Genomic DNA, 23,025 nt, shown 5'->3' on the forward strand with positions numbered 1-23,025 from the left:
GTCTATGAACGTTGTCATTCTCGCTGCCGGTATGGGCAAACGCATGCAGTCGGCACTGCCCAAAGTCTTGCACCCGCTGGCTGGCAAGCCACTGCTGTCGCATGTGATCGATACGGCCCGCAGCCTGGCGCCGTCCCGATTATGCGTGATTTACGGGCATGGGGGCGCAGCGGTGCTGAAGTTGCTGGACGGCTACAAGACGCAGCATGACCTGGCGGTCGACGCCGCCGAGCAAACGCAGCAGCTGGGTACGGGCCATGCCGTGCAGCAAGCCGTGTCCTTGCTGGACGACAAGGTCCCCACCCTGATCCTGTACGGCGACGTGCCATTGACCAGTGCCGATTCCCTGCAGCAGCTGGTGCAGGCAGCCGGCGGCGACAAGCTGGCCATTCTCACCGTCGCGCAGGACGATCCCTTCGGCCTGGGCCGCATCGTGCGCGAAAACGGCGCCATCGTGCGCATCGTCGAGGAAAAGGATGCCACGCCAGAAGAGCGCGCCATCCGCGAAATCAACAGCGGCATCATGGTCGCGCCCACCGTGGCCCTGAAGAAATGGCTGTCGGCCCTGTCGAATGATAATGCCCAAGGGGAATACTATCTGACCGATATCGTCGCCCAGGCCGTCGCCGATGGCGTGGCCGTCACCTCGGCCCATCCGGCCGCCGTGTGGGAAGTGGCTGGCGTCAACAGCAAGGTGCAACTGGCCCAGCTCGAACGCATACACCAGAACAATATCGCGCAAGCCTTGCTCGAGCGGGGCGTGACCCTGCTCGACCCGGCCCGCATCGACGTGCGCGGCGAGCTGATCTGCGGCCGCGATGTCACCATCGATGTCGGCTGCGTATTCGAAGGCCGGGTGGAGCTGGGCGACGGCGTGCGCGTGGGCGCCAATAATGTCATCATCAACGCCAAGGTGGCGGCCGGCGCGCACATCAAGCCGTTCTGCCATATCGAGGACGCCATCGTCGGCGCCGCCTCCATCATCGGCCCGTATGCGCGCCTGCGTCCCGGCACCGTGCTGGCCGAAGACGTGCATGTGGGTAACTTCGTGGAAGTGAAAAACAGCCAGATCGCCGCGCACAGCAAGGCCAATCACCTCGCTTACATCGGCGACGCCACCATCGGTTCCAAGGTCAACATCGGCGCCGGCACCATCACCTGCAATTACGATGGCATCAACAAGTTCCGCACCGTCATCGAAGACGATGCATTTATTGGCAGCGACAGCCAGCTGATCGCGCCCGTCACCGTCGGCAAGGGTGCCACGCTGGGCGCCGGCACGACCCTGTCGAAGGATGCGCCGGCCGGCAAGCTGACCGTATCGCGCGCCCGGCAAGTGACGATCGACGGCTGGACGCGTCCGGTGAAGATTCCCAAGTAAGCGGGTATACCCTCCAGCGCGCATGACGCCGCCAACCTGACCGGGTTGGCGGCGTTTTTTTTTATGTTCATCGAGCCGGTTTCATGCCTGTGGGTAAGCCTGTGGAAAGTTGGCGCACAAGATGGGATAACTGGGCTATTCAGCGCTGCCGTGTCCCCATGCTGTTCTTTTCAGTGTGGATAAACATGTGAACAAACAGGCGGACAAGTGATGGATAAGCCCGGTATAAGCCTTGTATAAGCACGGTAAAAAGCGTGGAAAAGACGGGATAAGTTTTTCCGCCGGTTACGCCTCAGGCGCTTGATGGCTGTGACGGGCCAGCGTAAAAATAGGCCGCTCAATATGTCGCGCCGGAATGTGGATAAGCCTGTGCGCAAGGATTGAATAAGCATGGAATAACTTTCAAGTCCTTGTTTTTGATGGCTATTTTATCGCAGTGCTCAAGTTGTTCCTGTGGGTAAAGCTGTGCACAAGCATGTGGCTAACTGGTGGGCAAGCTGCGGATAAGTCGGGATAACTGCTACGGCCAGTGTTATCCACGGATTCTTGAAGCCATCCGTTCGTGGCTTGCCATCGTCACGCCTGGCAGGAAGGCGCCGGCGGCATGTGGATAAGCATGTGCATAAGCGGGAGAGCAAGTCGGGATAACTTGCCAGCCACCCTCGCCTACACGGCGATGCGCGTCTCGAACTTGCTGCGCAAGGTGGAAAAATAGGTTTTTACGTTGCGCACATTGGCGTGTGCGGCAAACAGGCGGTGCGCCAGCGCATGGTAGGCGGGCATGTCGGCCACTTGCACGATCAGCACGAAATCGGGCCCGGGCGAGACGCGGTAGCATTGCAGCACGGCGCTCTCCTGCGCCACCAGCTGTTCAAATTCGCCCATGCGTTCGAAGGCCTGCACGTCGAGCGTGATTTCCACGACGGCCGTCAGGCGCGCGCCCACCAATTCCGGCGCGACGATGGCGACCTGGCGCTCGATCACGCCGCTGTCCGTCAGCTGCTTGACCCTGCGCAAGCAAGTGGGCGCCGACACATGCACCAGGCGTGCCAGCTCACTGTTGGTTTGCGATGCGTCAACTTGCAGGGCGTTCAGGATGCGACGATCAATATCGTCGAGGGTAATATTGCTATCGCTCATGGCTTTGATGAAATGGAAAAGAAATTGATTTTAAATGAAATAATATTTCAGCGCGAAATAGACGTGAAATATTCAATCAAAAATACCATGATTTAGAAAGCTTATTTCATCTGCTCTGCATTAGCATGCGTGCATTGATTAAATTTTAGACAGAGGTTTCCATGTGCGGCATCGTCGGCGCGGTAGCGCAACGTAATATCACTCCCATCCTGCTCGAAGGCTTGAAGCGCCTGGAATACCGCGGCTATGATTCCTGCGGCATCGCCCTGCACGCGGACGGCCGCCTGCAGCGTTCGCGTTCCACCTCGCGCGTGGCCGAACTGGAAAAGCAGATCGGCGAAGAAGGCTTGGGCGGTTTCACGGGCATCGCCCACACGCGCTGGGCCACGCATGGCGCCCCTGTCTCGTTCAATGCGCACCCGCATTTCTCGCCGACGGAAGAGAACGCCCGCGTGGCGCTGGTGCATAACGGCATCATCGAAAACCACGACGAACTGCGCGCCGAACTGACGGCCCTGGGTTATGTGTTCCAGAGCCAGACGGATACGGAAGTGATCGCCCACCTGGTCGAGCACATGTATAACGGCGACCTGTTCGAGACCGTGCAGCAAGCCGTGAAACGCCTCGATGGCGCGTATGCGATCGCCGTCTTCTGCCGCGACGAACCGCACCGCGTGGTCGCCGCGCGCCAGGGCTCGCCCCTGATCGTCGGCCTGGGCAACGGTGAAAACTTTGTCGCTTCCGACGCCATGGCGCTGGCCGGCACGACCGACCAGATCATCTACCTGGAAGAGGGCGACGTGGTCGACCTGCAACTGTCGCGCTGCTGGATCGTTGACGTCGATGGCAAGCCTGTCGAGCGCGAAGTGAAAACCGTGCACGCACACACGGGCGCAGCCGAGCTGGGCCCGTACCGCCACTACATGCAGAAGGAAATCTTCGAGCAGCCGCGCGCCATCGGCGACACGCTCGAAGGCGTGACGGGTATCATGCCGGAACTGTTCGGCGACGACGCGTACAAAATCTTCAAGCAGATCGACCGTGTGCTGATCCTTGCCTGCGGCACCAGCTCGTATGCGGGCATGACGGCCAAGTACTGGATCGAAGCCATCGCCAAGGTGCCCGTCAGCGTGGAAGTGGCCAGCGAGTACCGCTACCGCGACAGCGTGCCGAATCCGAACACCCTGGTGGTGACGATTTCGCAAAGCGGCGAGACGGCCGATACCCTGGCCGCCCTGAAACATGCGCGCAGCCTGGGCATGCACCACACCCTGACCATCTGCAACGTGGCCACCAGTGCCATGGTGCGCGAATGCGCGCTGGCCTACATCACGCGCGCCGGCGTGGAAGTGGGCGTGGCCTCGACCAAGGCGTTCACGACGCAGCTGGCCGGCCTGTTCCTGCTGACCCTGTGCCTGGCGCAAGTCAACGGCCGCCTCAGCGACGAACAGGAAGCGGCGCACCTGAAAGCCATGCGCCACCTGCCCGTCGCCATCGCGTCCGTGCTGGCGCTGGAGCCGCAGATCATCGCCTGGTCCGAGGAATTCGCGCGCAAGGAAAACGCCCTCTTCCTGGGTCGCGGCATGCACTATCCGATCGCCCTGGAAGGCGCGTTAAAGCTCAAGGAAATCTCGTACATCCACGCCGAAGCGTATCCGGCCGGCGAACTGAAACACGGCCCGCTGGCCCTGGTGACGAATGAAATGCCGGTCGTCACCATCGCGCCGAACGATGCGCTGATCGAAAAGCTGAAGTCGAACATGCAGGAAGTCCGCGCCCGCGGCGGCCAGCTGTACGTCTTTGCCGACGTCGATTCGCACATCAGCTCCGGCGAAGGCTTGCACGTCATCCGCCTGCCCGAGCACTACGGCGACCTGTCGCCGATCCTGCACGTGGTGGCGCTGCAATTGCTGGCATATCACACGGCGCTGGCGCGCGGCACGGACGTGGACAAGCCACGCAATCTGGCGAAGTCGGTCACGGTGGAGTAAACGGGCCGGATTGCGCCTGTCGCTGGCGGCGCCATGTCGCCGGCGAGGCGCTCGTCGCACCGGCAGGTCCACCGGCGCGCCATCCTGGTTTTTTCGTTTCCGGAGGCGAATGCCGGGATAGGCGTGCCGTCCTGCCGTCACGCGGCGTCGTATTCATGCGTCAGGCATCGGCCAGTGGCCTGTGCATGCGCTGTGATGTTCAAGGGGCGGGGGCGATGCGGGAACGGTACTGCTCTATCCACTTCACGGATTGGGCGATGCCTCCAAATGGAAAGAAATGCAGGCTGACCTGTCCATGCGCTGTTGTCAGGCCGGCGGCCAGGCGCTCGACAAAAAGATCCGGCCCCGCCGTGCCGAACAGCTTGCCGATGGAAACGCCATACTTCGACCACATCGAGGCGCAGGCGCTCACGCCGCACAAGGCGGCATAGCGCGCCAGCACCGCGATGCTGGCGGGGCCCGGCACGCCGACGCGCACCGGATGCGCAATGCCACGCGCGCGCAGCGCTTGCAACCACGTCAACACGATGTCGGCATCAAAGGCAAACTGCGTGACGATCAAGGGCGTCATGCCGCGCTCGTCAATGCTGCGGCACTTGCGTTCGAGCACTTCCCACTGAGCGGCCGTGTTCATGACCGGATGACCTTCCGGGTGACCACCCACGCCGATCACCTTGATGCCCGCGCGCTCGAAAACGCCGGTGTCGATCAGCGCGCCACTGTCGGAAAACGGTCCCATCGGGGTCGACGGGTCTCCAGCGATCACGAAGCAGCGCTCGACGCCCGCTTCCGCGACCGCGCGCTGGACGAACGACTCAAACGCGGCGAGCGAGGCGATACGGCGCGCGGAAAAGTGCGGCATGGGTTCAAAGCCGAGTCCGCGCACGGCGCGTGCCGCGGCCAGTCGCGCATCGTTGTCCTCGCGTGGCAGGTAGGGAATGGCAATGGTCGACGCGGGCACTATCCGGGACGCCGCCGCGCTCAACGCCGGCATGTCCTTCGCACTGACTTCCAGGGAATAGGCGTGCGCGATGTTGCTGGCCGGCCTGGGCTTATCGGGATCAATCACGGGTTTTACCTTAGCTTCCCTGCGCAATGGCGTTGGCCGGCTGGCGCGCCAGCGCGATGAAGGCCCGCACGTAGTCGATGGCGGTGTCCGTCTCGCGTGCCCCCAGGAAGATCTGCTTGGCGACGCCGCGCGCGCCCAGCCGCACAGGCACCACGTCCATCTTGACCGCGTATTCCTCGACCAGCCAGCGCGGCAGGGCGGCCACGCCGCGGCCGCTGGCCACCATCTGCAGCATGATGTCGGTGGTTTCGATGGCCTTGTGGCGCTTGGGCGTGACACCGGCCGGCAACAGGAACTGGTTATAGATGTCCAGGCGCTCGATGTCCACGGGGTAGCTGATGAGCACTTCCTGGGTCAGTTGCTGGGGCTGCACGTAGGCCGCGGTCGCCAGGGCATGGCCCTTGGCCACGACGAGCACCTGCTCGTAGTCGAATACGGGTTCGAATGTCAGCCCCGGCTTGTACAGCGGGTCGGGCGTGACCAGCAGGTCGATCTCGTAGCCGAAGAGCGCGCCGATCCCGCCGAACTGGAACTTCTGCTTGACGTCCACATCCACGTCGGGCCATGCAGCCAGGTAGGGGGAAACCACCTTGAGCAGCCACTGGTAGCAAGGGTGGCATTCCATGCCGATGCGCAGCGCGCCGCGCTCGCCCTGCGCGAACTGGCCCAGGCGCTCTTCGGCCAGGTCCAGTTGCGGCAGCACCCGGTTCGCCACCGCCAGCAGGTACTGGCCGGCCTGCGTCAGGCGCAGGCTGCGCCCTTCGCGCAGCCAGACGTCGGTGCCCAGTTGCTGTTCCAGCTTCTTCATGCTGTGGCTCAGGGCCGACTGGGTCAGGTTCAGCACACCCGCGGCGGCCGTCAAGGACCCTTGTTTCTCGACCTGCTGGACGATGCTGAGGTGGATGCGTTCAAGCATTGAGATGAGCCATGTTCATGGATGTATGAAATAAGACCATTATACTTCATGGATGCCCACCGCTATCATCGATGCCCTTGCTGCCGGCATTTTTCGGCCCTCGCGCATCACTCCCTATGAAAGCAAACATGACACGTCCCCTGCGTTTAGTCGCGGTTTCCGGTGGGCTGCAACGCCCTTCCAAGGCTGCAGCCCTGGCAGAGCACCTGATGGACCTGATCGCCGACGAAGTCCTGTGCGAACAACGCCTGGTCGAACTGGGGCAGCTCGCGCCGCAGCTGGCCGGCGCGGTGTGGCGCTCCCAGCTGCCCGATACGGTGGAGCGGGAACTTGCGGCGGTTGAGCAAGCGGACATCCTGGTGGTGGCAACACCGGTCTACCGCGGCGCGTACACGGGACTGTTCAAGCACTTCTTTGACTTCATTGATCAGGATGCCTTGATCGACAAGCCGGTCTTGCTGGCGGCCACCGGCGGCAGCGAGCGCCATGCGCTGATGATCGATCACCAGTTGCGGCCGCTGTTCAGCTTCTTCCAGGCACGCACCTTGCCGCTGGGCGTGTACGCGACCGACAAGGATTTCCTCGACTATCGTCTGCAGGACGAGGCCCTGATCCAGCGGGCCTCGCTGGCGGTCCAGCGGGCATTGCCATTGATCGAGTTGACGCGCCATGCAAGAGCTGCCGCCGCCAAGGAAGCGGTCGCGGCCTGATACGCCTCACCACGCTCACCAAGCACTCAACACATTCATCTTTTCGCAGACATCAGGACAGCAGATCACCATGAGCAAAGATTTTTCATTCAGCATCAAGAGCATTGTTTTCGATGAAAACTATCACCCATCGGACAGCACGCGCCTGACGACCAACTTTGCCAATTTGGCCAGGGGAAAGAGTCGCCAGGAGAACCTGCGCAATACCCTGAGGATGATAGACAATCGCTTCAACAGCCTGGCGCATTGGGATAATCCGACAGGCGACCGCTACGCTGTCGAGCTTGAAATCATTTCCGTCGAGCTCAATATCGATGCCGCAGGCGGCAATATCCCGCTGATCGAGATATTGAAGCCGAATATCATCGACAAGAAAACCAACGAACGTATCGATGGCATCGCGGGCAATAACTTCTCCTCGTACGTGCGCGATTACGACTTCAGCGTGCTGCTGCCAGCGCATAACAATAACAAGTCCACCTTTGACGCGCCTGACAATTTCGGCGATTTTCATGGAAAGCTGTTCAAGCACTTTGTAAAGTCACCCGCTTACAAGGAGCGTTTCAACAAGCCGCCCGTCATCTGCATCAGCGCCTCGAGCAGCAAGACCTATCATCGGACTGAAAACCAGCACCCGGTACTGGGCGTCGAGTATCGACAAAATGAATTTTCCCCGACCGATCAATATTTCGAAAAAATGGGGCTGCAAGTCCGCTATTTCATGCCGCCAAACAGTTTCGCACCGTTGGCTTTTTACTTTGTCGGCGATCTGCTCGGTGACTACACCAATCTTGAACTGATCGGCACCATCAGCACGATGGAAACTTTCCAAAAGATTTACCGGCCCGAGATTTACAACGCCAATTCCGTGGCGGGGAAATGCTATCAGCCTAGCCTGAAGAACCAGGATTATTCATTGACGCAAATTGTCTATGACCGCGAAGAGCGCAGCCAGCTGGCTGTCAAGCAGGGCAAATATACAGAAGAGCACTTCATCAAGCCATACAAGCATATTCTTGAACAATGGGCCGCGAATTACGCTGTCTGATTCACCAACACACGAAATTATCTATCATGAAAAAATTATTGCCTACTTCGACTGCCGGCAGCTTGCCGAAACCTTCCTGGCTTGCCCAGCCTGAAAAACTGTGGTCGCCCTGGAAATTACAGGACGAGGAATTGATTGAAGGCAAACAGGATGCCTTGCGTTTGTCGCTGCAGGAACAGCAGCACGCAGGCATCGATATCGTCAGTGATGGCGAGCAGACCCGCCAGCATTTTGTCACCACGTTCATCGAGCATCTCGACGGCGTCGATTTTGACAAACGCGAGACGGTCAGAATTCGCGACCGCTATGATGCGAGTGTGCCGACCGTCGTTGGCGCGGTGAGCCGCCCGAAGCCGGTTTTTGTGGAAGACGCCAGGTTTTTACGCCAGCAAACCACGCAACCGATCAAATGGGCCCTGCCAGGTCCGATGACGATGATCGATACGCTGTATGACAGTCACTACAAGAGCCGCGAAAAACTGGCCTGGGAATTCGCCAAGATCCTCAATCAGGAAGCCAGGGAACTGGAGGCTGCCGGCGTCGACATCATCCAGTTTGACGAACCCGCATTCAATGTTTTCTTTGATGAGGTCAATGATTGGGGCATTGCCACCCTGGAAAGGGCAATCGAGGGGCTCAAATGCGAAACGGCCGTGCATATTTGCTATGGTTATGGCATCAAGGCCAATACGGACTGGAAAAATACGCTGGGCTCCGAGTGGCGCCAATATGAGGAATCGTTCCCCAAGCTGCAGCAATCCAATATCGATATCATCTCGCTGGAATGCCACAACTCGCGTGTTCCAATCGACCTGATTGAACTCATACGCGGCAAGAAGGTGATGGTCGGGGCCATTGACGTGGCCTCCAATACCATTGAAACGCCGGAGGAAGTCGCCAACACCCTGCGCAAGGCGCTGCGGTTTGTCGATGCCGACAAGCTCTACCCGAGCACCAATTGCGGCATGGCACCCCTGGCGCGTCGAGTGGCAAGAGGCAAACTCCAGGCGCTCAGCGCCGGCGCAGAAATCATCCGCGGAGAACTTGCGGCCTAGCAGGCGGGTGAAATACCGGATGGATAGACAGATATCGTCGATTTGTCGCATCGAACGCCGACCTTTGCGGGTCGGCGTTTCTGTTTCTGCACGCATGCCGCCCTGCCTGCTGTACGCTGAGCACTGTGGCTGACGGGCCGCCCCCGATGCCGGCGCTGATCACCTTCAACCCAGGAGTATTGCCATGCTGGACCATATCTTTCTTTCCGTGAGCGACTTGTCCCGTTCGATTGCTTTCTATACAGCCACATTCCAGCCGCTGGGCATTACCGTCCGGCACGACTATGACGGCAAGGATGGCCCGCCCGGCCACCCGGATCTGAAGGGCTTCGGCGCCAAGGGGCGCATCTTTTTCTGGCTGCGCGAGGGTATCGTGGAGGGGCGGGCCGTGCATGTGGGCCTGGTGGCGGGCAGCATGGCCGACGTCGATGCCGCGTATGCCGCTGCCATGGCGGCCGGCGCCACGGACAATGGCGCGCCGGGCGCGCGCCTGCATTACGATCCGCGCTATTACGCGGCCAATGTGCTCGATCCCGATGGTTACAGTCTCGAGTTCGTCTACAAAAGCTGGCAGCATCCCTGAGTGCCGTGCGGGGGCCGCCCGGCTCTCCCGCATTGCCGCACGAAAAGTTCCGCCATCCATCGCAGGAGTGCGCTAGTCTGTCGCTGTTTGCCGTACAGTTCAGCAACTCCCGTAACACCCATCGCCCCGGCGCCGGCCGCTGCAGCCGCTGTGCCCGCTGGCGTGATGCCGTCTCGCTTCCACCGTATTGACCTGGCCGATAGGACCGCATGATTTCTTTCCGTACCCCATATTTTTCTTCCGCGCGCCAGCCCTGGCGCGGCTGGCTGCTGCCGCTGCTGTTGACCCTGCTGCTGGCGTGTTCGCTATCGGCGCCGCCGGCCTGGGCGCAGCCCGTCGACGATGCCGCCACGGCCGATCAGCGCCTCGATGGCTTGCGCAAGCAGATCACGGGCATCCAGAAGGCGCTCGATGGCGAGGCCGACCTCGATGACGCGACCCTGTCGCAGATGCGGGCCGATGCGCTGGCGGCCAGCGCCGAGGCGGACAAGGTGGCCGAATCGCTCGCGCCCACCTTGTCGAGCGTGCAGGCGCGGCTGGCCGAGTTGGGCAAGCCGGTGGCGGGCAGCAAGGAAGCGCCGGACGTGGCGGCGCAGCGCAGCCAGCTGGACCGTACCAGCAGCGCGCTCGATGCGCAGGTGAAGCTGGCGCGCCTGTTGGCGGTGGAAGCGACGCAGGCCTCCGAGCAAGTGTCGACCGCGCGCCGTGCGCAATTGCAGGCGCGCCTGGGCGAGCGCACGGCGTCGATCCTGGCCGGTTCATTCTGGAAACAGCTGCATGGCGAATTGCCGCAGAATTTGCAGCGCCTGCGGGCGCTGGAGCTGGAATTGGCGAACGCGGCGCGCGCCACGCCGTGGTCGGCCTGGGGCGGCTTGCTGGCCGCCATCGTGGCCGTGATCGGCGCCAGCATCTGGGCTTCGCGCTACTTGCTGGTGGTTACGGCCACGCGCGTGCCGCACGGCCGTTTGCGCCGTTCGCTGCATGCGCTGGCCGTGCTCGTGCTGGCGCTGGCCACGCCGGGGCTGGTGGCGGAATTGCTGGCCATGGGCTTGCGCTGGGATGGTAGCCTGTCCGAGAAAACCTCGACTTTCCTCAGCAGCTTGATCGGCATCATCTGTTTTGCCGGTTTTACGGCCGGACTCGGCCACGCGCTGCTGTCGCCGCGGCGCGTCTCGTGGCGGCTGCTGCCCCTGCCCGATGCGCTGGCGCACCGCATGCGCAACTTCCCCTCCATGTTTTCCTTCATCGTCGTGCTCGTATGGGCGACGGAGCGCGTCACCATCGTCATCAATGCGGGCCTGTCGACGGCCGTGGCCGTCAATTGCATCGTCGCCCTGGTGATGAGCACGACCATCGCGTACGGCTTGATGCGCGCCGAGCGCTGCTGGCGCCAATTGCGCGAAGCCGATCCCGCCCATCTCGTCACGCCGCTATGGCTGCGCTTCGTCACGGTGCTGCTGTGGCTGGCGCTGGCGTCCAGCGTCATCAGCTTGCTGATCGGTTATGTGGCGTTCGGCAGCTTTGTCGCCAAGCAGATCGCCTGGGTCATCGTGGTGGTGTGCAGCACCTATCTGCTGACGGTGCTGGTCGACGATATCTGCATGCTGCTGGCCTCCACGCCGCCGCCGGCGGACGCTGTCAATCCCGTGCTGGCCACGCCCAAGGCGCGCGACCAGGCGGCCGTGCTGCTGTCGGGCATAGGCCGCGCCATCGTCGTGCTGCTGGCGCTGATGCTGCTGCTGGCGCCGTTCGGCGAAGGGCCGGGAGAACTGTTCCAGCGCGTCGGCAAGCTGCAGGATGGCCTGGCCATCGGCGAGGTGGCGATCCGCCCTGCCGCCATGATCCAGGCGCTGCTGGTGCTGGTGGTGGGTTTCATCGCGCTGGGCCTGTTCAAGCGCTGGTTGCAGAACAGCTACTTGCCGACCACCAATCTCGATTCCGGCATGCAAGTGTCGTTCATCACCCTGTTCGGCTATATCGGCGGCGTGCTGGCCGTGGCGCTGGCCCTGTCGGCGGCCGGCATCGGCCTGGAACGCATCGCGTGGGTGGCGTCGGCCTTGTCGGTGGGTATCGGTTTTGGTCTGCAGGCGGTGGTGCAGAACTTCGTGTCCGGCCTGATCCTGCTGGCCGAGCGCCCCGTGAAGGTGGGCGACTGGGTCTCCCTGGGCGGCGTGGAAGGCGATATCCGCCGCATCAATGTGCGCGCCACGGAAATCCAGCTGGGCGACCGCTCGACGGTGATCGTGCCGAACTCGGAATTCATCACCAAGACGGTGCGCAACGTGACCCTGGCCAATCCGCTGGGCCTGGTGCAACTCAAATTGCCGCTGCCCCTGTCCACGGATGCGGACGAGGCGCGCGCGCTGATCCTGGCCGCCTTTGTCGACAATCACGAGGTGCTGGACACGCCGGCGCCCAGCGTGCAGCTCGACGGCATCGACAATGGCTACCTGATGTTCAACGCCACCGGCTATGTGGCTTCGCCGCGCCTCGCGTATGGCGTGCGCAGCAATCTGCTGTTCGACCTGCTCAAGCGCCTGCACGCGGCGAACATGCCGATTTCCAAGCCCAGCACGATGGTGCTGAGCAGCGTGCCAGCCCAGCCCGAGGCGCCGCCCATCTCGGCGGTGGCGGCGGCCCCGGCGGCCGCACCGGCACCGGTGCCGCCCCTGACGACTTAACGCACGGTCGACCACAGCAGGGCCGCCAGGTACAGGCCGACGCCGAACGCCGCGTGAGCCATCAGGCTGCGCAGGCGGGCCGCGTTCGGATGCGGCGTCTTGCTGGCGGCAATGCCGGCGCCCAGGGCCGGCTGCAAGATGCAAAACGGCGCGGCCACGCTGACGAGGCCCGCCAGCAGGGCCGGCGCGAACGTCGGCTGCGCCGCCCACTCCTGTCCCACCAGCGCCAGCAGCACGGCCGCGAACAGCACGCCGATCGCATAGTGAAACGTCCAGCCCAGGATGGCCTCGTCGCGCACGGGCGCCGCCTGGGCGATATTGACGTGGGTCAAGGTGCCGCGCGGCAGATGGCCGAGCCAGCGTCCCACCATCGCAAAGTTCAGCGAGGGAATGCACCAGAAGCGTTTCAGGGCCACGGCCCACACATCCATCACCGCCGTCGCGCCCACGCCGATTGCCAGCGCATCTTGCCATTGTATTTGCATCGACTCTTCCTTATAACATTCAATTGATTGCTTGAATGTTATAAGGGTGCTAGCATCGTGTCAATGAAAAATGCAGATATCGATGGCCTCACCGGCCCCGCCAGCTTTGCCCATATTTTAGGCAGTGCACCGCGCCTGCGCCTGCTTGAGCAAGTCGCGCATGGCGAATATGCGGTGGAACAACTGGTGGAATTGACGGGCCTGTCCGTGGCGAACGCGTCGCAGCATTTGCAGCAGCTGCGGCGCGCCGGTTTCGTGCAGGCGCGCCGCGACGGCAAGCGCGTGCTGTACCGGCTCGGCAGCGGGCCCATCGTCCAGCTGCTCGATGCCTTGCACCTGTATGCGCAGCACCAGCGCAGCGAACTGCAGGCGCTGGGCCGGGGCGACCATGTGGAAGCGATCACGGGCGACGAATTGCTGGCGCGCATGCACGAGGCCAGCATCACCGTGCTCGACGTGCGTCCGGCGCGGGAATTCGCGGCCGGCCACTTGCCCGGTGCGATCAATATTCCCTTTGACGACTTGCAGCGCCGCCTGGCCGAATTGCCAGCGAACCAGGACATCGCCGCGTACTGCCGCGGCCCGTATTGCGTGCTGTCCGTGCAGGCGGTGGCGGCCCTGCGCCAGCATGGCTTGCACGTGCGCCGCCTCGACAGCGGCTACGACGACTGGCACGCGGCCGGCTTGCCGGTGGCCGGGGCGGCGTGATGGCGATCCCCAACAGCAAGCGGGAACTGGTCGAGGCCATCACCACCAGCTACGCCAGGCTGGCGCAGGAGCTGGCGCGCGTGCCGCCGGCGCTGGCGCGCGTACCCGTGCTGGAGGGGCAGGTGCAGGGCACGCGCATGAGCGTGTGCGATTTGCTCGCCTACCTGGTGGGCTGGAACGAGCTGGTCCTGCATTGGCACGCCCAGCTGCGCGATGGCAAACGCATGGACGAGATCGCCTTTCCCGCCGAAGGTTTCACGTGGAACGCTCTAGGAAAACTGGCGCAGCGCTTCTATGCCGACTATGCTGAACTCGGCATGGAAGATTTGCAGCAGCGCCTGGCGCAGGCGAAAGACCGGCTGCTGGCGCTGATCGAGCAGCATGACGATGCGCAACTGTATGGCCAGCCCTGGTACACGCATTACACGATGGGGCGCATGATCCAGTTCAATACGGCGTCGCCGTATGCGAATGCGCGCACGCGCTTGCGGGCCTGGTTGAAGACCTTGTAGCAAGCGGACCGGCAGGCTTGCACGATTGCATCAGTACGCTCAGGAAAATTTCAGGCAGGATAGTGGTTTCAAGCGCAACCGACTCAAGGAGCACCATGCTGACCATCGCCCTCGCCCAGATGAATCCCACCGTGGGCGATTTCGACGCCAATGTCGCCGCCATCATCGCGCGCATGGGACGCGCCAGCGGCGATGGCGCCGACCTGCTCGTGTGTCCCGAACTGTCGCTGTGCGCGTATTATCCGGGCGACCTGCTCGAGGATGCTGCCTTCCTGCAGCACATGCGGCAAGCCCTCGACACGGTGCTGCAGGCGTCGACGCGCTGGCCGGCGCTGGTCACCGTCATCGGCGCGGCGCGGCCCAATCCCGGCGTCGGCAAGCCGCTGTACAACGCCTTGCTGGCCGTGCGCGACGGGCGCATCGTGGCCGAATACTACAAGCAGCTGCTGCCCACGTATGGCATCTTCGACGAGGGCCGGCATTTCGAGCCGGGCCCGCCCGGCGCCTGCACCCTCGATATCGCCGGCTGCAAGGTCGGCTTCATGATCTGCGAGGATGGCTGGAATGACGATGTCCGCGCCTACGCCGTCAACCCGTTCGACGCCCTGCATGCGGCGCATCCCGACCTGGTCGTCAGCATCAACGCCAGCCCGTCCGACATCGGCAAGCGCGCGCAGCGCCACGCCGTGTTTGGCGCCGCCTGCGCCCGCGTGAACTTGCCCTTGCTGTTCGTCAACCAGGTGGGCGGCCAGGACCAGCTGGTGTTCGACGGCGCCTCGTTCGCCGTCTCTCCGCGCGATGGCGTGCAGTACGAGGCGGCCCGCTTCGTCGAGGATTTCCAGCTGCTGCGCTTTGCCGGCGGCCGTTTTATGCGCACCGATGGCCAGCCCTTCCCCGTGCCCGACCCGGACGGCATCCCCGCCGTGGAATTTGCGCGGCGCCAGATCGTGCTCGGCTTGCGCGACTACGCGCGCCGCTGCCGTTTCACGCAAGTCGTCGTCGGCTGCTCGGGCGGCATCGATTCGGCGCTGACCCTGGCCCTGGCCGTCGAGGCGCTCGGCGCCGACAACGTGGTGGCCATCACCATGCCGTCCGTCTTTTCCAGCGCCGGCTCCGTCACCGATTCCGTCGCCCTGTGCGCCAACCTGGGCATCGCCCTCTACACGCACCCGATCCGCGACATCGTGGCCCAATATGAAACGGGCTATGCGGCGGCCTTCGATGGCAAGCTGCAGGGGCTGCCGCTGGAAAACCTGCAGGCCAGAGTGCGCGGCACGATCCTGATGGAATACTCGAATGCGTTTGGCGCCCTGCTGCTCACGACCGGCAACAAGAGCGAGATCTCGGTGGGCTACTGCACCCTGTACGGCGACACGAATGGCGGCCTGGGGCTGATCGGCGACTTGTACAAGACGGAAGTGTTCGCCCTGTCGCGCCACCTCAACGCCAGCGCCGGGCGCGCACTGATCCCTGTCGCCGTGCTCGACAAGCCGCCGTCGGCGGAACTGGCGCCGGGCCAGCGCGACACCGACAGCCTGCCGCCGTATCCCGTGCTCGATGAAATCCTCAAATGGCATATCGAGGGCAAGCGCCTGCCGGCGGCCGAGAGCGCGCAAGCGCTGTGCTTTGTCGACCAGCTGCGCGAGACGGACGACGGGCGGGCCCTCGTGACGCGCATCCTCGGCCTGGTCGCCCGCAACGAATACAAGCGGCGCCAGGCGGCGCCCATCATCCGCGTGCGTTCGCGCGCCTTTGGCAGCGGCCGTCAATTGCCGATCGCCGCCCACTATCCCACCGGAGACGACGCATGACTCTCGCCTATTCCGCCGACGCGGCCATCCTGATCGGCCGCTTCCAGCCCTTTCACAATGGCCATGCGGGCTTGCTGCAGACGGCGCTGGCCACCGCCGCCAGCGTGGTGGTGGTGCTCGGTTCCGCCTTCCATGCGCGCAGCCCGAAGAACCCGTTTACGTGGCAGGAACGGGCCGCCATGATCGCCGCCACCCTGCCCGAGGCGCAGCGCGCGCGTGTGCATTACGTGGCCGTGCGCGATTACTACGACGATGGCCTGTGGGCCGATGCCGTGCGGCGCGCCGTGGCGGGCGCCGTGCCCAGGGCGCAGCGCGTGACCCTGGTGGCCTGCTTCAAGGACGCCACCAGCTACTACCTGCACCACTTCCCCCACTGGCAGCTGCTGAACCTGGAGATCGACGCCGGCGCGCCCATCGGCGCCACGGCGATCCGCAACGTGCTGTTCGAGGCCGAGGACGTGGACGTGTCGCTGAGCGCCGTGGCGCAGCTGCTGCCGGCGGCCATTAGCCACTATCTGAAGGCGTGGACCCTGTTGCCGTGGTACGCGCCGCTGGTGCAGGAATACCGCGCCATCGAGGCGTACAAGGCGCGCTGGCGCGTGGCGCCGTATCCGCCCATCTTCACCACCGTCGATGCGTTGGTGCAGACGGGCGGCCACGTGCTGCTGGTGCGCCGCGGCGGTTATCCGGGCAAGGGCTTGTGGGCGCTGCCGGGCGGCTTCCTGGAGCCGCGCGAACGCCTGCTGCAGGGCGCGCTGCGCGAACTGGCGGAAGAAACCCAGCTGGGCGTGCTGGCGCCCACCCTGGTCGAGGCGCTCGTCGGCGTGGCCGTGTTCGACCACCCGGACCGCAGCCAGCGCGGGCGCACCATCACGCATGCGCATTACTTCGACCTGAAGACGCGCCAGCTGCCGGCCGTGACGGCGGCCGACGATGCGGCGCTGGCGCAGTGGGTGCCGGTGGCCGCGCTGCCCGCCATGGAAGAGGAATTCTTCGAGGACCACTTCCACATCCTCAACCACTTCCTGAAGCTGACGCACGAGGGGCGCTGAGGGCCGCTGAGGGGGCACGCCCTGGCGTGCCCGTGTCGCCCTGCGCCGAGGGCAGCGCTCAGGAGGTCACGCGCTCCCAGCCATGCCTGACGGCCGCCTTGAAGTCGTCCCACGCCGATTGCGGATACGTGTGCTCCCAGTTGCTGCGCAGTTCGGGCTCCACCTGCTCCCAGCTTTGCCCGCGGTAGCTGTCGCTGCCCGCCATCGAATGGCCATAGCGGTAGGCGGGATCGTAGTCGTCGAAGCGCGCGCCGCTGGCCGCATACTGGCTGCTCCAGTGGTTGCGGTAATACTGCTCGTCGTCGTAGCTGGTGCCTGGCAGGTTGTCGGCGCCCGGGTAGCGGCGCGCGTTGGCGCCGGGGCTGGACGGCGGCGACGACGACGCCATGTCGCCGGCAAATTGCTGCGACCCTGGCGCCTCGTTCATGTTGACGGAGGATGCGCCCTGCTGCGACGGCGCGCCGGACTGCATGCTGGCGCCCTGGCGCATCGCGCTATCGCCCTGCAGCGGGGCGCCCTGCCAGCCGCCGGCGCGCCAGCTGTCCGCATGCGCGTCGATATCGAGCGGCGCATAGCGCTCGACGATGTCGGTGGCGCGCTGGATATCGGCGTCGCTCGCTCCTTCCAGTGTCAGCACGACATGCCCGCGCCGCACGGCTTCCGCGTAGATGTGGCGGTCGGCGTGGCTGCCGAACAGATCGCCGAAGAAATGCTTGATATTGTCGAGCAGGCTGTCGCTCTCGTCGCGGCGGAGGTTTTCCATAGCGGAAAATTCGTCGCTGCCCGCATCGTGCAGGCGGATGCTGGCGCCGGGCAGGCCAGCCGTGATCAGGTCGTGCCGCGCGCGTTCGGCCATGTCGCGCAGGACAAAAACTGCTGCCAATGTGTGTGCCATGATGGTCTCCAATCGGTGAACAACGTCCTTTCAGTGTAGGCCGTGACACACGAAATGGGCGCCCGTTTGCCCCTTGGAAATCGTTATATTCAACAAGTGTTAACGACATAACATACGCGCCGTGGCGCCACGTGGAACCTCAGTCCGGCGTGCCGACGTGGGCGCGCAGGAAATCGATGAAGGCGCGCACTTTCTCGGCAATATGCTGGGTGTTCGGATACACGGCATACACGCCCTGCTGCGGGAAGACGACGTCGGGCAGCAGGCGGCGCAGGCGTCCCGCGCGCACCTCCGCTTCCACCTGCCATTGCGGCAGCAGGGCCACGCCGCAGCCGCCCAGGGCAAAGCCCAGCAGGGCCGAGGCGGAGTCGGAGTGGATGGCGGCGTCGTCCTGCGCGGCGAAGGCGGCCGGGCCGTCCGGCGTCTGCACGTCCCAGCGCAGCGGCGCCGCCAGGCGGCTGTGCGCCAGCCAGCGCGCGCGCTGCAAGTCGTCCAGGGTGGCGATGCCCTTGCCGGGCAGGCTGGCCAGGTAGGCGGGCGACGCCACGGGCCAGATGGCGTAATGCTCGACGAGCGAGGCGCGGTAGCTCGAATCGTTGAGCGAACCCATGCGGATGGCCACGTCGTAGCGTCCGGAGATCAGGTCTTCATGCGACGACGACGAGGAATGCTGGATCTGCAGCTGCGGGTGGGCCGCGGCAAAGGCGATCAGCGCGGGAATCACCGTGCGGCTGCCGTACTCGACGGTGGTGGTCAGGCGCAAGGTGCCGCGCAAGCCCTGGTGGCCCTGGCGCGCCGTTTCGATGGCGCCCTGCGCTTCGCTGAGCACGCGCTGGCAATCCTCATAAAAGCGCCGCCCCACGTCCGTCAGGGCCAGGCTGCGCGTGCTGCGCGTGAGCAGCGACACGCCCAGCTCCGCCTCCAGCTGTTTCAGGTTGAAACTGACGACGGCCTTGCTCTGGCCCAGCACGGCGGCGGCGGCCGTCAGCGAGCCGGCGTCGACGATGGCGATGAAAATACCCAAACGGTCGAGACTGATCATGATGAAGAGTAAGTAGAAATGCGGTTTTCAGGGCTTTGTCAAAATTTATTTGACAGTGTAATCGGGGCTGGCCCGTTACGCAAATGGCGCTGGACGCTTATGCTGGCCGTTTGCCATTCGGAGCACCATGGACTATCGCAAAAAGGTGGCGGCCATCTATCTGCTGGGGTTTTTCGTCGACCTGATCAACATGTTCATCACCAGCGTCGCCTATCCCGACATCGGCCACGCGTTTGGCGCATCGGTGGCGCAGCTGGCCTGGATCAGCACGGCCTACATCGTCGGCCTGACCATCGTCATCCCCGCCAGCGCCTGGCTGGCTGCCTATTATGGCAGCAAAACCGTGTTCATGGCATCGTTGCTAACTTTTTTATGCGCCAGCATCGGCGCCGGCCTGGCGCCATCGATCGAGGCGCTGATCGTCTGGCGCTGCGTGCAGGGCCTCGGCGGCGGCCTGCTGATCCCGCTGGGGCAAAGCATGACCTACCAGCTGTACCGCCCTGCCGAGCGCCCCGGCCTGTCCTCCGTCATCATGCTGGTGGGTTTGCTGGCACCCGCCCTCTCCCCGGCCCTGGGCGGCGTCATCGTCGACAGCCTGTCGTGGCGCTGGATCTTTTACCTGAACGTGCCGTTTGCCGCGCTGGCGCTGCTGCTGGCCGCCTGCTGGCTGCGCCCGGACCCGCCGCGCGCGGCCGTGCCCCGTCTCGACGTGGCGGGCCTGGCGGCGGGCAGCCTGGCCATCGTGCTGCTGTTGCTGGGCCTGACCATGCTCGGCACGCCGGACGACGCGTTGGCCGGCGCCGGCGTGCTGGCGCTGGGCGTGGCGTGCGCGTGGGGCTATGTGCGCGGCGCGCTGCGCAAATCCTCGCCGCTGCTGAACCTGCGCCTGGCCGCCGAGCCGCTGCTGCGCATTTCCATGCTCATGTATCTGCTGGTGCCGGGCGTGTTCATGGGCGTGAGCCTGCTGGCCATGCTGTACCTGCAGGGCGTGCTGGGCATGACGGCGTCGACGGCGGGCGCGCTGATGCTGCCGTGGGCGCTGGCTTCGTTCGGCGCCATTTCGCTCACTGGCAAAAGCTATCGCCGCGTCGGACCGCAGCCCCTGTTTATCGCCGGCGCCCTGCTGCAGGCGGCGGGCATGCTGATGCTGCTGTGGGTGGACGCGGCGGACCAGCTGTTCTGGCTGGCCGGCGCGTATGCCGTGATGGGTTTTGGCGGCGGCTTGTGCAGCAGCACGGCGCAAAGCACGGCGTTTTTGCACACGCCCGATGCGCAGCTGAGCCAGGCCAGCGCCGTGTGGAATATCAACCGCCAGCTGGGCTTTTGCCTGGGCGTGGCGCTGCTCAGCGTGCTGCTGAATGGCCTGCTGGCGGCGCATGGCATGGCCTCGCTGGAGGACCCCGCGCAGCACCTGCGCGCGGCGCGGATTTTTCACTGGTGCTTTGCCCTCGCCGCCGCGTCGTGCGTGCTGCCGCTGGCGCTGTGCATGCGCCTCGATAACCGCGCCGTTCTCAATCTTTTACATCACCATGGAGCAAGCAAAAAATGACTGCATCGACCCCCTATTTTGACGACGTCCTGTCCACGCATGTGCTGATCCGCGAGTGGCTCTCCGGCGAGGCGGCGGCAGCGGAAAACTGCACCGATTTACTCGCGCGGTTTTCCCCCGATTTCACGCTGGTGGCGCCCGGCGGCAAGCAGCTCGATTTTGCCGGATTGACGGCATTTTTCCGCGCCGCCGGCGGCAGCCGTCCGGGCCTTTCCATGCGCATCACGGACTTGCAGCTGATCCAGGAAAGCGCCGCCGGCGCCAGCGTGACTTACCGCGAGTGGCAGTCGCTGCCCGGCGGTGACAACACGCAGCGCCTGTCGACCGTCGTGTATGAGAAGACAGCGGCTGGAACGCTGCTGTGGCGCCATTTGCACGAAACATGGGCAGCGCAAGCGGACACCTGATCTAGCTCAGATCGTGCAAGTCCTTTTGCTGCGCCGGAGCGATGGAAAACCGGGAAAAAACCACTTCCAGGCCGCCGCGCTCCGGCGTGCAGCACATGGGGCCGACGAGGTAGTTGCGGGCCTCGGGAAACGGCGCCAGGCGCAGCAGCGGCCAGCGCTGGCCATCGGTCGAATACTGCACGCGGATCACGCCTTGCGCCACCGTCACGCGCAGCCAGAAACCGTCGGGCATGGCGGGCGCCACACTGACGGCCCAGTCGGATTTTTCCAGCGTCAGCACGCTGCTCAGCAGCAGCTGGCCATCGGAAAATTCGACGCCGCATTTGATCCAGTTTTCCGCATCGATGCGCACCATCAAGCCGGCCTGGTCGTACAGCGACGCATACTGCGCCGCCACGTGCAGCTGCGCCGTAAAATCGCCGTCGGTTTCGGTGCCGAAAAAGTGGCCGCTGTCGCGGATAAAGCCATACGAGGTCCTGCGCCAGAAATCCGTGTTGGCATCCGTCGTCACGCGCAATTGCGCCGCGTCGGCGGACCATGTTTCCGGTGGATTCAACCAGCTGCCTTGCGTGAACATCGCGCCCCTTTCCGAGCAAATAGAATCACATAGTGTGCCCCCATCCCAGCGCCTTGTACAGGGCGATCGCATCGATGTAGGACGCCGTTTCCGCCAGCAGCGCTTCGCGGCGGATATCGAACAAGGCGCGCTGGTTTTCCAGCACCGCCTGGTAGCTGCCGGCGCCGCCCGCGTAGCGCGTGCTGGCGATGCCGAGGGCCGCGTTGCCGTGGCGCGCCGACTGCAGCAACGAGGCCAGGCGCGCCTGGTTTTCCGCCAGTTGCGTGACGGCGTTTTCCACCTCCTCCTGCGCCAGCAACATCGTCTGTTCATAGCGCGCCAGGGCGCCCTGCGCCTCGGCTTGCGTACCGCGCAGGCGCGCCTTGACGCTGCCCAGGCGGAAGGCCGGATAGCTGACGATGGGGGCCACCTCGACCGCGCGCGCGCCGCCGTCGAAGACGCCGCTGCCGCGCAGCGCGAAGAAGCCCAGGAAACCGCCCAGGCTCAGGCGCGGATACAGCTCGGCCGTGGCGGCCCCCACGTCTTCGCTGGAGGCGGCCAGCAGGCGCTCGGCGCGCACCACGTCGGGGCGCCGCTTGATCAGCTGGTTGACGTCGCCCAGCGGCAGCTGGCCCGCCAGCGGCGCTTCCTGCCGTGGCGCGGTGGCCAGGGCGATGGCGCCCGGCGCCTGGCCGCTCAGCACATCGAGCCGGTACTGCGCCTGGCGCAAGCCCGCCTGCAGGGGGGGAATGGCCGCCTCGCTGCGGGCCAGGTTGGCCAGCGCATTGTGGCGTTCTTCCGGCAAGCCGCTGCCGGCGCGGATGCGCGCGTCGATCAGGGCCACCGTGTCCTGCCAGCTGCGCACCTGCGCCTGCGTCAGCGCCAGGTTTTGCTGGTAGCCCAGCGCCTCGTAGTAATTGCGCGCCACCTCGGCGGCAATCGTCAGCTGCGCCTGGCGCAAATCGGCCTGCGCCGCATCGGCGCGCGCCTGTGCCGAGCGGCTGATGTGCGCCAGGCGGCCGAACAGGTCGATCTCCCATTGCGCGTCGAAACCCACGCGCGTATTCGCAGTGGCGGCGCGGCTATCGGGGGCGTCCTGCTGCACGCTGCGCCGCCATCCCGCCTGGCCCGTCACGGCGGGCAGTTCATCGAGGCGGCGCTCGTCGAAGACGGCGCGCGCGGCCAGCAGATTCGCCTGCGCCTGCGCGATATCGAGGTTGTGCTTCAGGGCGCTGGCGATCAGCCGCGACAGGCGCGCATCGTCAAAGAAGGTCCACCAGGCGGCGCTGGCTGCCGTTTGACCGGGCGCGAATTGCGTTTGCTGCGGGCTGGCCAGAGTGATGTCGGGCGTGCCCGGCGTGACGTAGGCGGGGCTGACGGCGCAGCCGGCCAGCACAGACATGATAGAGAGGGGGAAGAGCAGTTTTTTCATGT

At 64.4% G+C, this 23,025-nt stretch carries 21 protein-coding genes; 13 read left to right on the forward strand and 8 right to left on the reverse strand.

Annotation, left to right across the window (positions count from 1 at the left end; genetic code table 11):
* The first annotated feature begins 4 nt into the window (after nucleotides 1–4).
* A complete protein-coding gene (gene glmU / locus YQ44_RS26590) occupies nucleotides 5–1,381 on the forward strand; it encodes a bifunctional UDP-N-acetylglucosamine diphosphorylase/glucosamine-1-phosphate N-acetyltransferase GlmU (protein ID WP_071325934.1) in 1,377 nt (458 codons plus the stop codon).
* Nucleotides 1,382–2,047: 666 nt separating this feature from the next.
* Here the strand turns inward: glmU and YQ44_RS26595 are convergent.
* The gene (locus tag YQ44_RS26595) at nucleotides 2,048–2,521 is read right to left on the reverse strand and encodes an Lrp/AsnC family transcriptional regulator (protein WP_071325935.1); all 474 of its coding nucleotides are present in this window, start codon (nucleotides 2,519–2,521) and stop codon (nucleotides 2,048–2,050) included.
* A gap of 161 nt (nucleotides 2,522–2,682) precedes the next feature.
* On the opposite strand from YQ44_RS26595, the gene glmS reads away from it, so the two are divergent.
* The gene (gene glmS, locus YQ44_RS26600) at nucleotides 2,683–4,512 is read left to right on the forward strand and encodes a glutamine--fructose-6-phosphate transaminase (isomerizing) (RefSeq protein ID WP_071325936.1); all 1,830 of its coding nucleotides are present in this window, start codon (nucleotides 2,683–2,685) and stop codon (nucleotides 4,510–4,512) included.
* A 199-nt stretch (nucleotides 4,513–4,711) separates the two neighbouring features.
* Here glmS and YQ44_RS26605 read toward each other — a convergent pair whose 3' ends face one another.
* Both YQ44_RS26605 and YQ44_RS26610 read right to left on the reverse strand, forming a co-directional pair.
* Nucleotides 4,712–5,581, reverse strand: coding sequence for a methylenetetrahydrofolate reductase (locus YQ44_RS26605; protein WP_071325937.1), 870 nt, complete (start codon nucleotides 5,579–5,581; stop codon nucleotides 4,712–4,714).
* A 10-nt stretch (nucleotides 5,582–5,591) separates the two neighbouring features.
* Nucleotides 5,592–6,497, reverse strand: coding sequence for a LysR family transcriptional regulator (locus YQ44_RS26610; RefSeq protein WP_071325938.1), 906 nt, complete (start codon nucleotides 6,495–6,497; stop codon nucleotides 5,592–5,594).
* A gap of 128 nt (nucleotides 6,498–6,625) precedes the next feature.
* Between YQ44_RS26610 and msuE the strand changes: the two genes are divergently transcribed.
* The 5 genes from msuE (at nucleotide 6,626) to YQ44_RS26635 (ending at nucleotide 12,574) form a co-directional block, all read left to right on the forward strand.
* Nucleotides 6,626–7,207: an FMN reductase gene (msuE, locus tag YQ44_RS26615; RefSeq protein WP_071325939.1), complete on the forward strand. Its 582-nt coding sequence runs from the start codon at nucleotides 6,626–6,628 to the stop codon at nucleotides 7,205–7,207.
* A gap of 70 nt (nucleotides 7,208–7,277) precedes the next feature.
* Nucleotides 7,278–8,255 (forward strand): DUF1852 domain-containing protein, encoded by a 978-nt coding sequence (locus YQ44_RS26620; protein ID WP_071325940.1) that lies wholly within the window; start codon nucleotides 7,278–7,280, stop codon nucleotides 8,253–8,255.
* 26 nt (nucleotides 8,256–8,281) lie between these two features.
* On the forward strand, nucleotides 8,282–9,310 hold the full coding sequence (locus YQ44_RS26625) for a methionine synthase (protein ID WP_071325941.1): 1,029 nt from the start codon (nucleotides 8,282–8,284) through the stop codon (nucleotides 9,308–9,310).
* Between the two features lie 184 nt (nucleotides 9,311–9,494).
* Nucleotides 9,495–9,893 (forward strand): VOC family protein, encoded by a 399-nt coding sequence (locus tag YQ44_RS26630; RefSeq protein ID WP_071325942.1) that lies wholly within the window; start codon nucleotides 9,495–9,497, stop codon nucleotides 9,891–9,893.
* Nucleotides 9,894–10,102: 209 nt separating this feature from the next.
* Nucleotides 10,103–12,574 (forward strand): DUF3772 domain-containing protein, encoded by a 2,472-nt coding sequence (locus YQ44_RS26635; RefSeq protein WP_232251003.1) that lies wholly within the window; start codon nucleotides 10,103–10,105, stop codon nucleotides 12,572–12,574.
* Here the strand turns inward: YQ44_RS26635 and YQ44_RS26640 are convergent.
* Nucleotides 12,571–13,059, reverse strand: a complete 489-nt coding sequence (locus YQ44_RS26640; protein ID WP_071325943.1) for a DUF2938 domain-containing protein — start codon at nucleotides 13,057–13,059, stop codon at nucleotides 12,571–12,573. The genes YQ44_RS26635 and YQ44_RS26640 overlap by 4 nt on opposite strands.
* Before the next feature lie 63 nt (nucleotides 13,060–13,122).
* Here YQ44_RS26640 and YQ44_RS26645 point away from each other — a divergent pair, with 63 nt between their 5' ends.
* The 4 genes from YQ44_RS26645 (at nucleotide 13,123) to YQ44_RS26660 (ending at nucleotide 17,142) form a co-directional block, all read left to right on the forward strand.
* Complete coding sequence (locus YQ44_RS26645; protein WP_071325944.1) at nucleotides 13,123–13,767, forward strand: ArsR/SmtB family transcription factor; 645 nt, start codon at nucleotides 13,123–13,125, stop codon at nucleotides 13,765–13,767.
* Nucleotides 13,767–14,279, forward strand: a complete 513-nt coding sequence (locus YQ44_RS26650) for a ClbS/DfsB family four-helix bundle protein (protein WP_071325945.1) — start codon at nucleotides 13,767–13,769, stop codon at nucleotides 14,277–14,279. Before YQ44_RS26645 ends, YQ44_RS26650 begins: the two co-directional genes overlap by 1 nt.
* Nucleotides 14,280–14,374: 95 nt before the next feature.
* On the forward strand, nucleotides 14,375–16,090 hold the full coding sequence (locus YQ44_RS26655; RefSeq protein ID WP_071325946.1) for an NAD+ synthase: 1,716 nt from the start codon (nucleotides 14,375–14,377) through the stop codon (nucleotides 16,088–16,090).
* Nucleotides 16,087–17,142: a bifunctional nicotinamide-nucleotide adenylyltransferase/Nudix hydroxylase gene (locus YQ44_RS26660; RefSeq protein WP_071325947.1), complete on the forward strand. Its 1,056-nt coding sequence runs from the start codon at nucleotides 16,087–16,089 to the stop codon at nucleotides 17,140–17,142. Before YQ44_RS26655 ends, YQ44_RS26660 begins: the two co-directional genes overlap by 4 nt.
* A 58-nt stretch (nucleotides 17,143–17,200) precedes the next feature.
* Here the strand turns inward: YQ44_RS26660 and YQ44_RS26665 are convergent, their stop codons facing one another.
* Entirely contained in the window at nucleotides 17,201–18,037 is an 837-nt protein-coding gene (locus YQ44_RS26665; protein ID WP_083412057.1) for a hypothetical protein, read from the reverse strand.
* A gap of 139 nt (nucleotides 18,038–18,176) precedes the next feature.
* Nucleotides 18,177–19,079 (reverse strand): LysR family transcriptional regulator, encoded by a 903-nt coding sequence (locus tag YQ44_RS26670; protein ID WP_071325948.1) that lies wholly within the window; start codon nucleotides 19,077–19,079, stop codon nucleotides 18,177–18,179.
* Nucleotides 19,080–19,206: 127 nt separating this feature from the next.
* Here YQ44_RS26670 and YQ44_RS26675 point away from each other — a divergent pair, with 127 nt between their 5' ends.
* Nucleotides 19,207–20,628 carry an MFS transporter gene (locus YQ44_RS26675; RefSeq protein WP_071325949.1) on the forward strand — a complete coding sequence of 474 codons (1,422 nt, stop codon included), beginning with the start codon at nucleotides 19,207–19,209 and terminating at the stop codon, nucleotides 20,626–20,628.
* Nucleotides 20,625–21,035, forward strand: a complete 411-nt coding sequence (locus tag YQ44_RS26680) for a DUF4440 domain-containing protein (protein WP_071325950.1) — start codon at nucleotides 20,625–20,627, stop codon at nucleotides 21,033–21,035. Before YQ44_RS26675 ends, YQ44_RS26680 begins: the two co-directional genes overlap by 4 nt.
* Nucleotide 21,036: 1 nt before the next feature.
* On the opposite strand, the gene YQ44_RS26685 is transcribed toward YQ44_RS26680, so the two are convergent.
* Nucleotides 21,037–21,612: a DUF1349 domain-containing protein gene (locus YQ44_RS26685; protein WP_071325951.1), complete on the reverse strand. Its 576-nt coding sequence runs from the start codon at nucleotides 21,610–21,612 to the stop codon at nucleotides 21,037–21,039.
* A 25-nt stretch (nucleotides 21,613–21,637) separates the two neighbouring features.
* Nucleotides 21,638–23,023, reverse strand: coding sequence for an efflux transporter outer membrane subunit (locus YQ44_RS26690; RefSeq protein WP_071325952.1), 1,386 nt, complete (start codon nucleotides 23,021–23,023; stop codon nucleotides 21,638–21,640).
* Between the last annotated feature and the right edge of the window lie 2 nt (nucleotides 23,024–23,025).

The organism is Janthinobacterium sp. 1_2014MBL_MicDiv (assembly GCF_001865675.1).
Classification (GTDB): Bacteria; Pseudomonadota; Gammaproteobacteria; order Burkholderiales; family Burkholderiaceae_D; genus Janthinobacterium.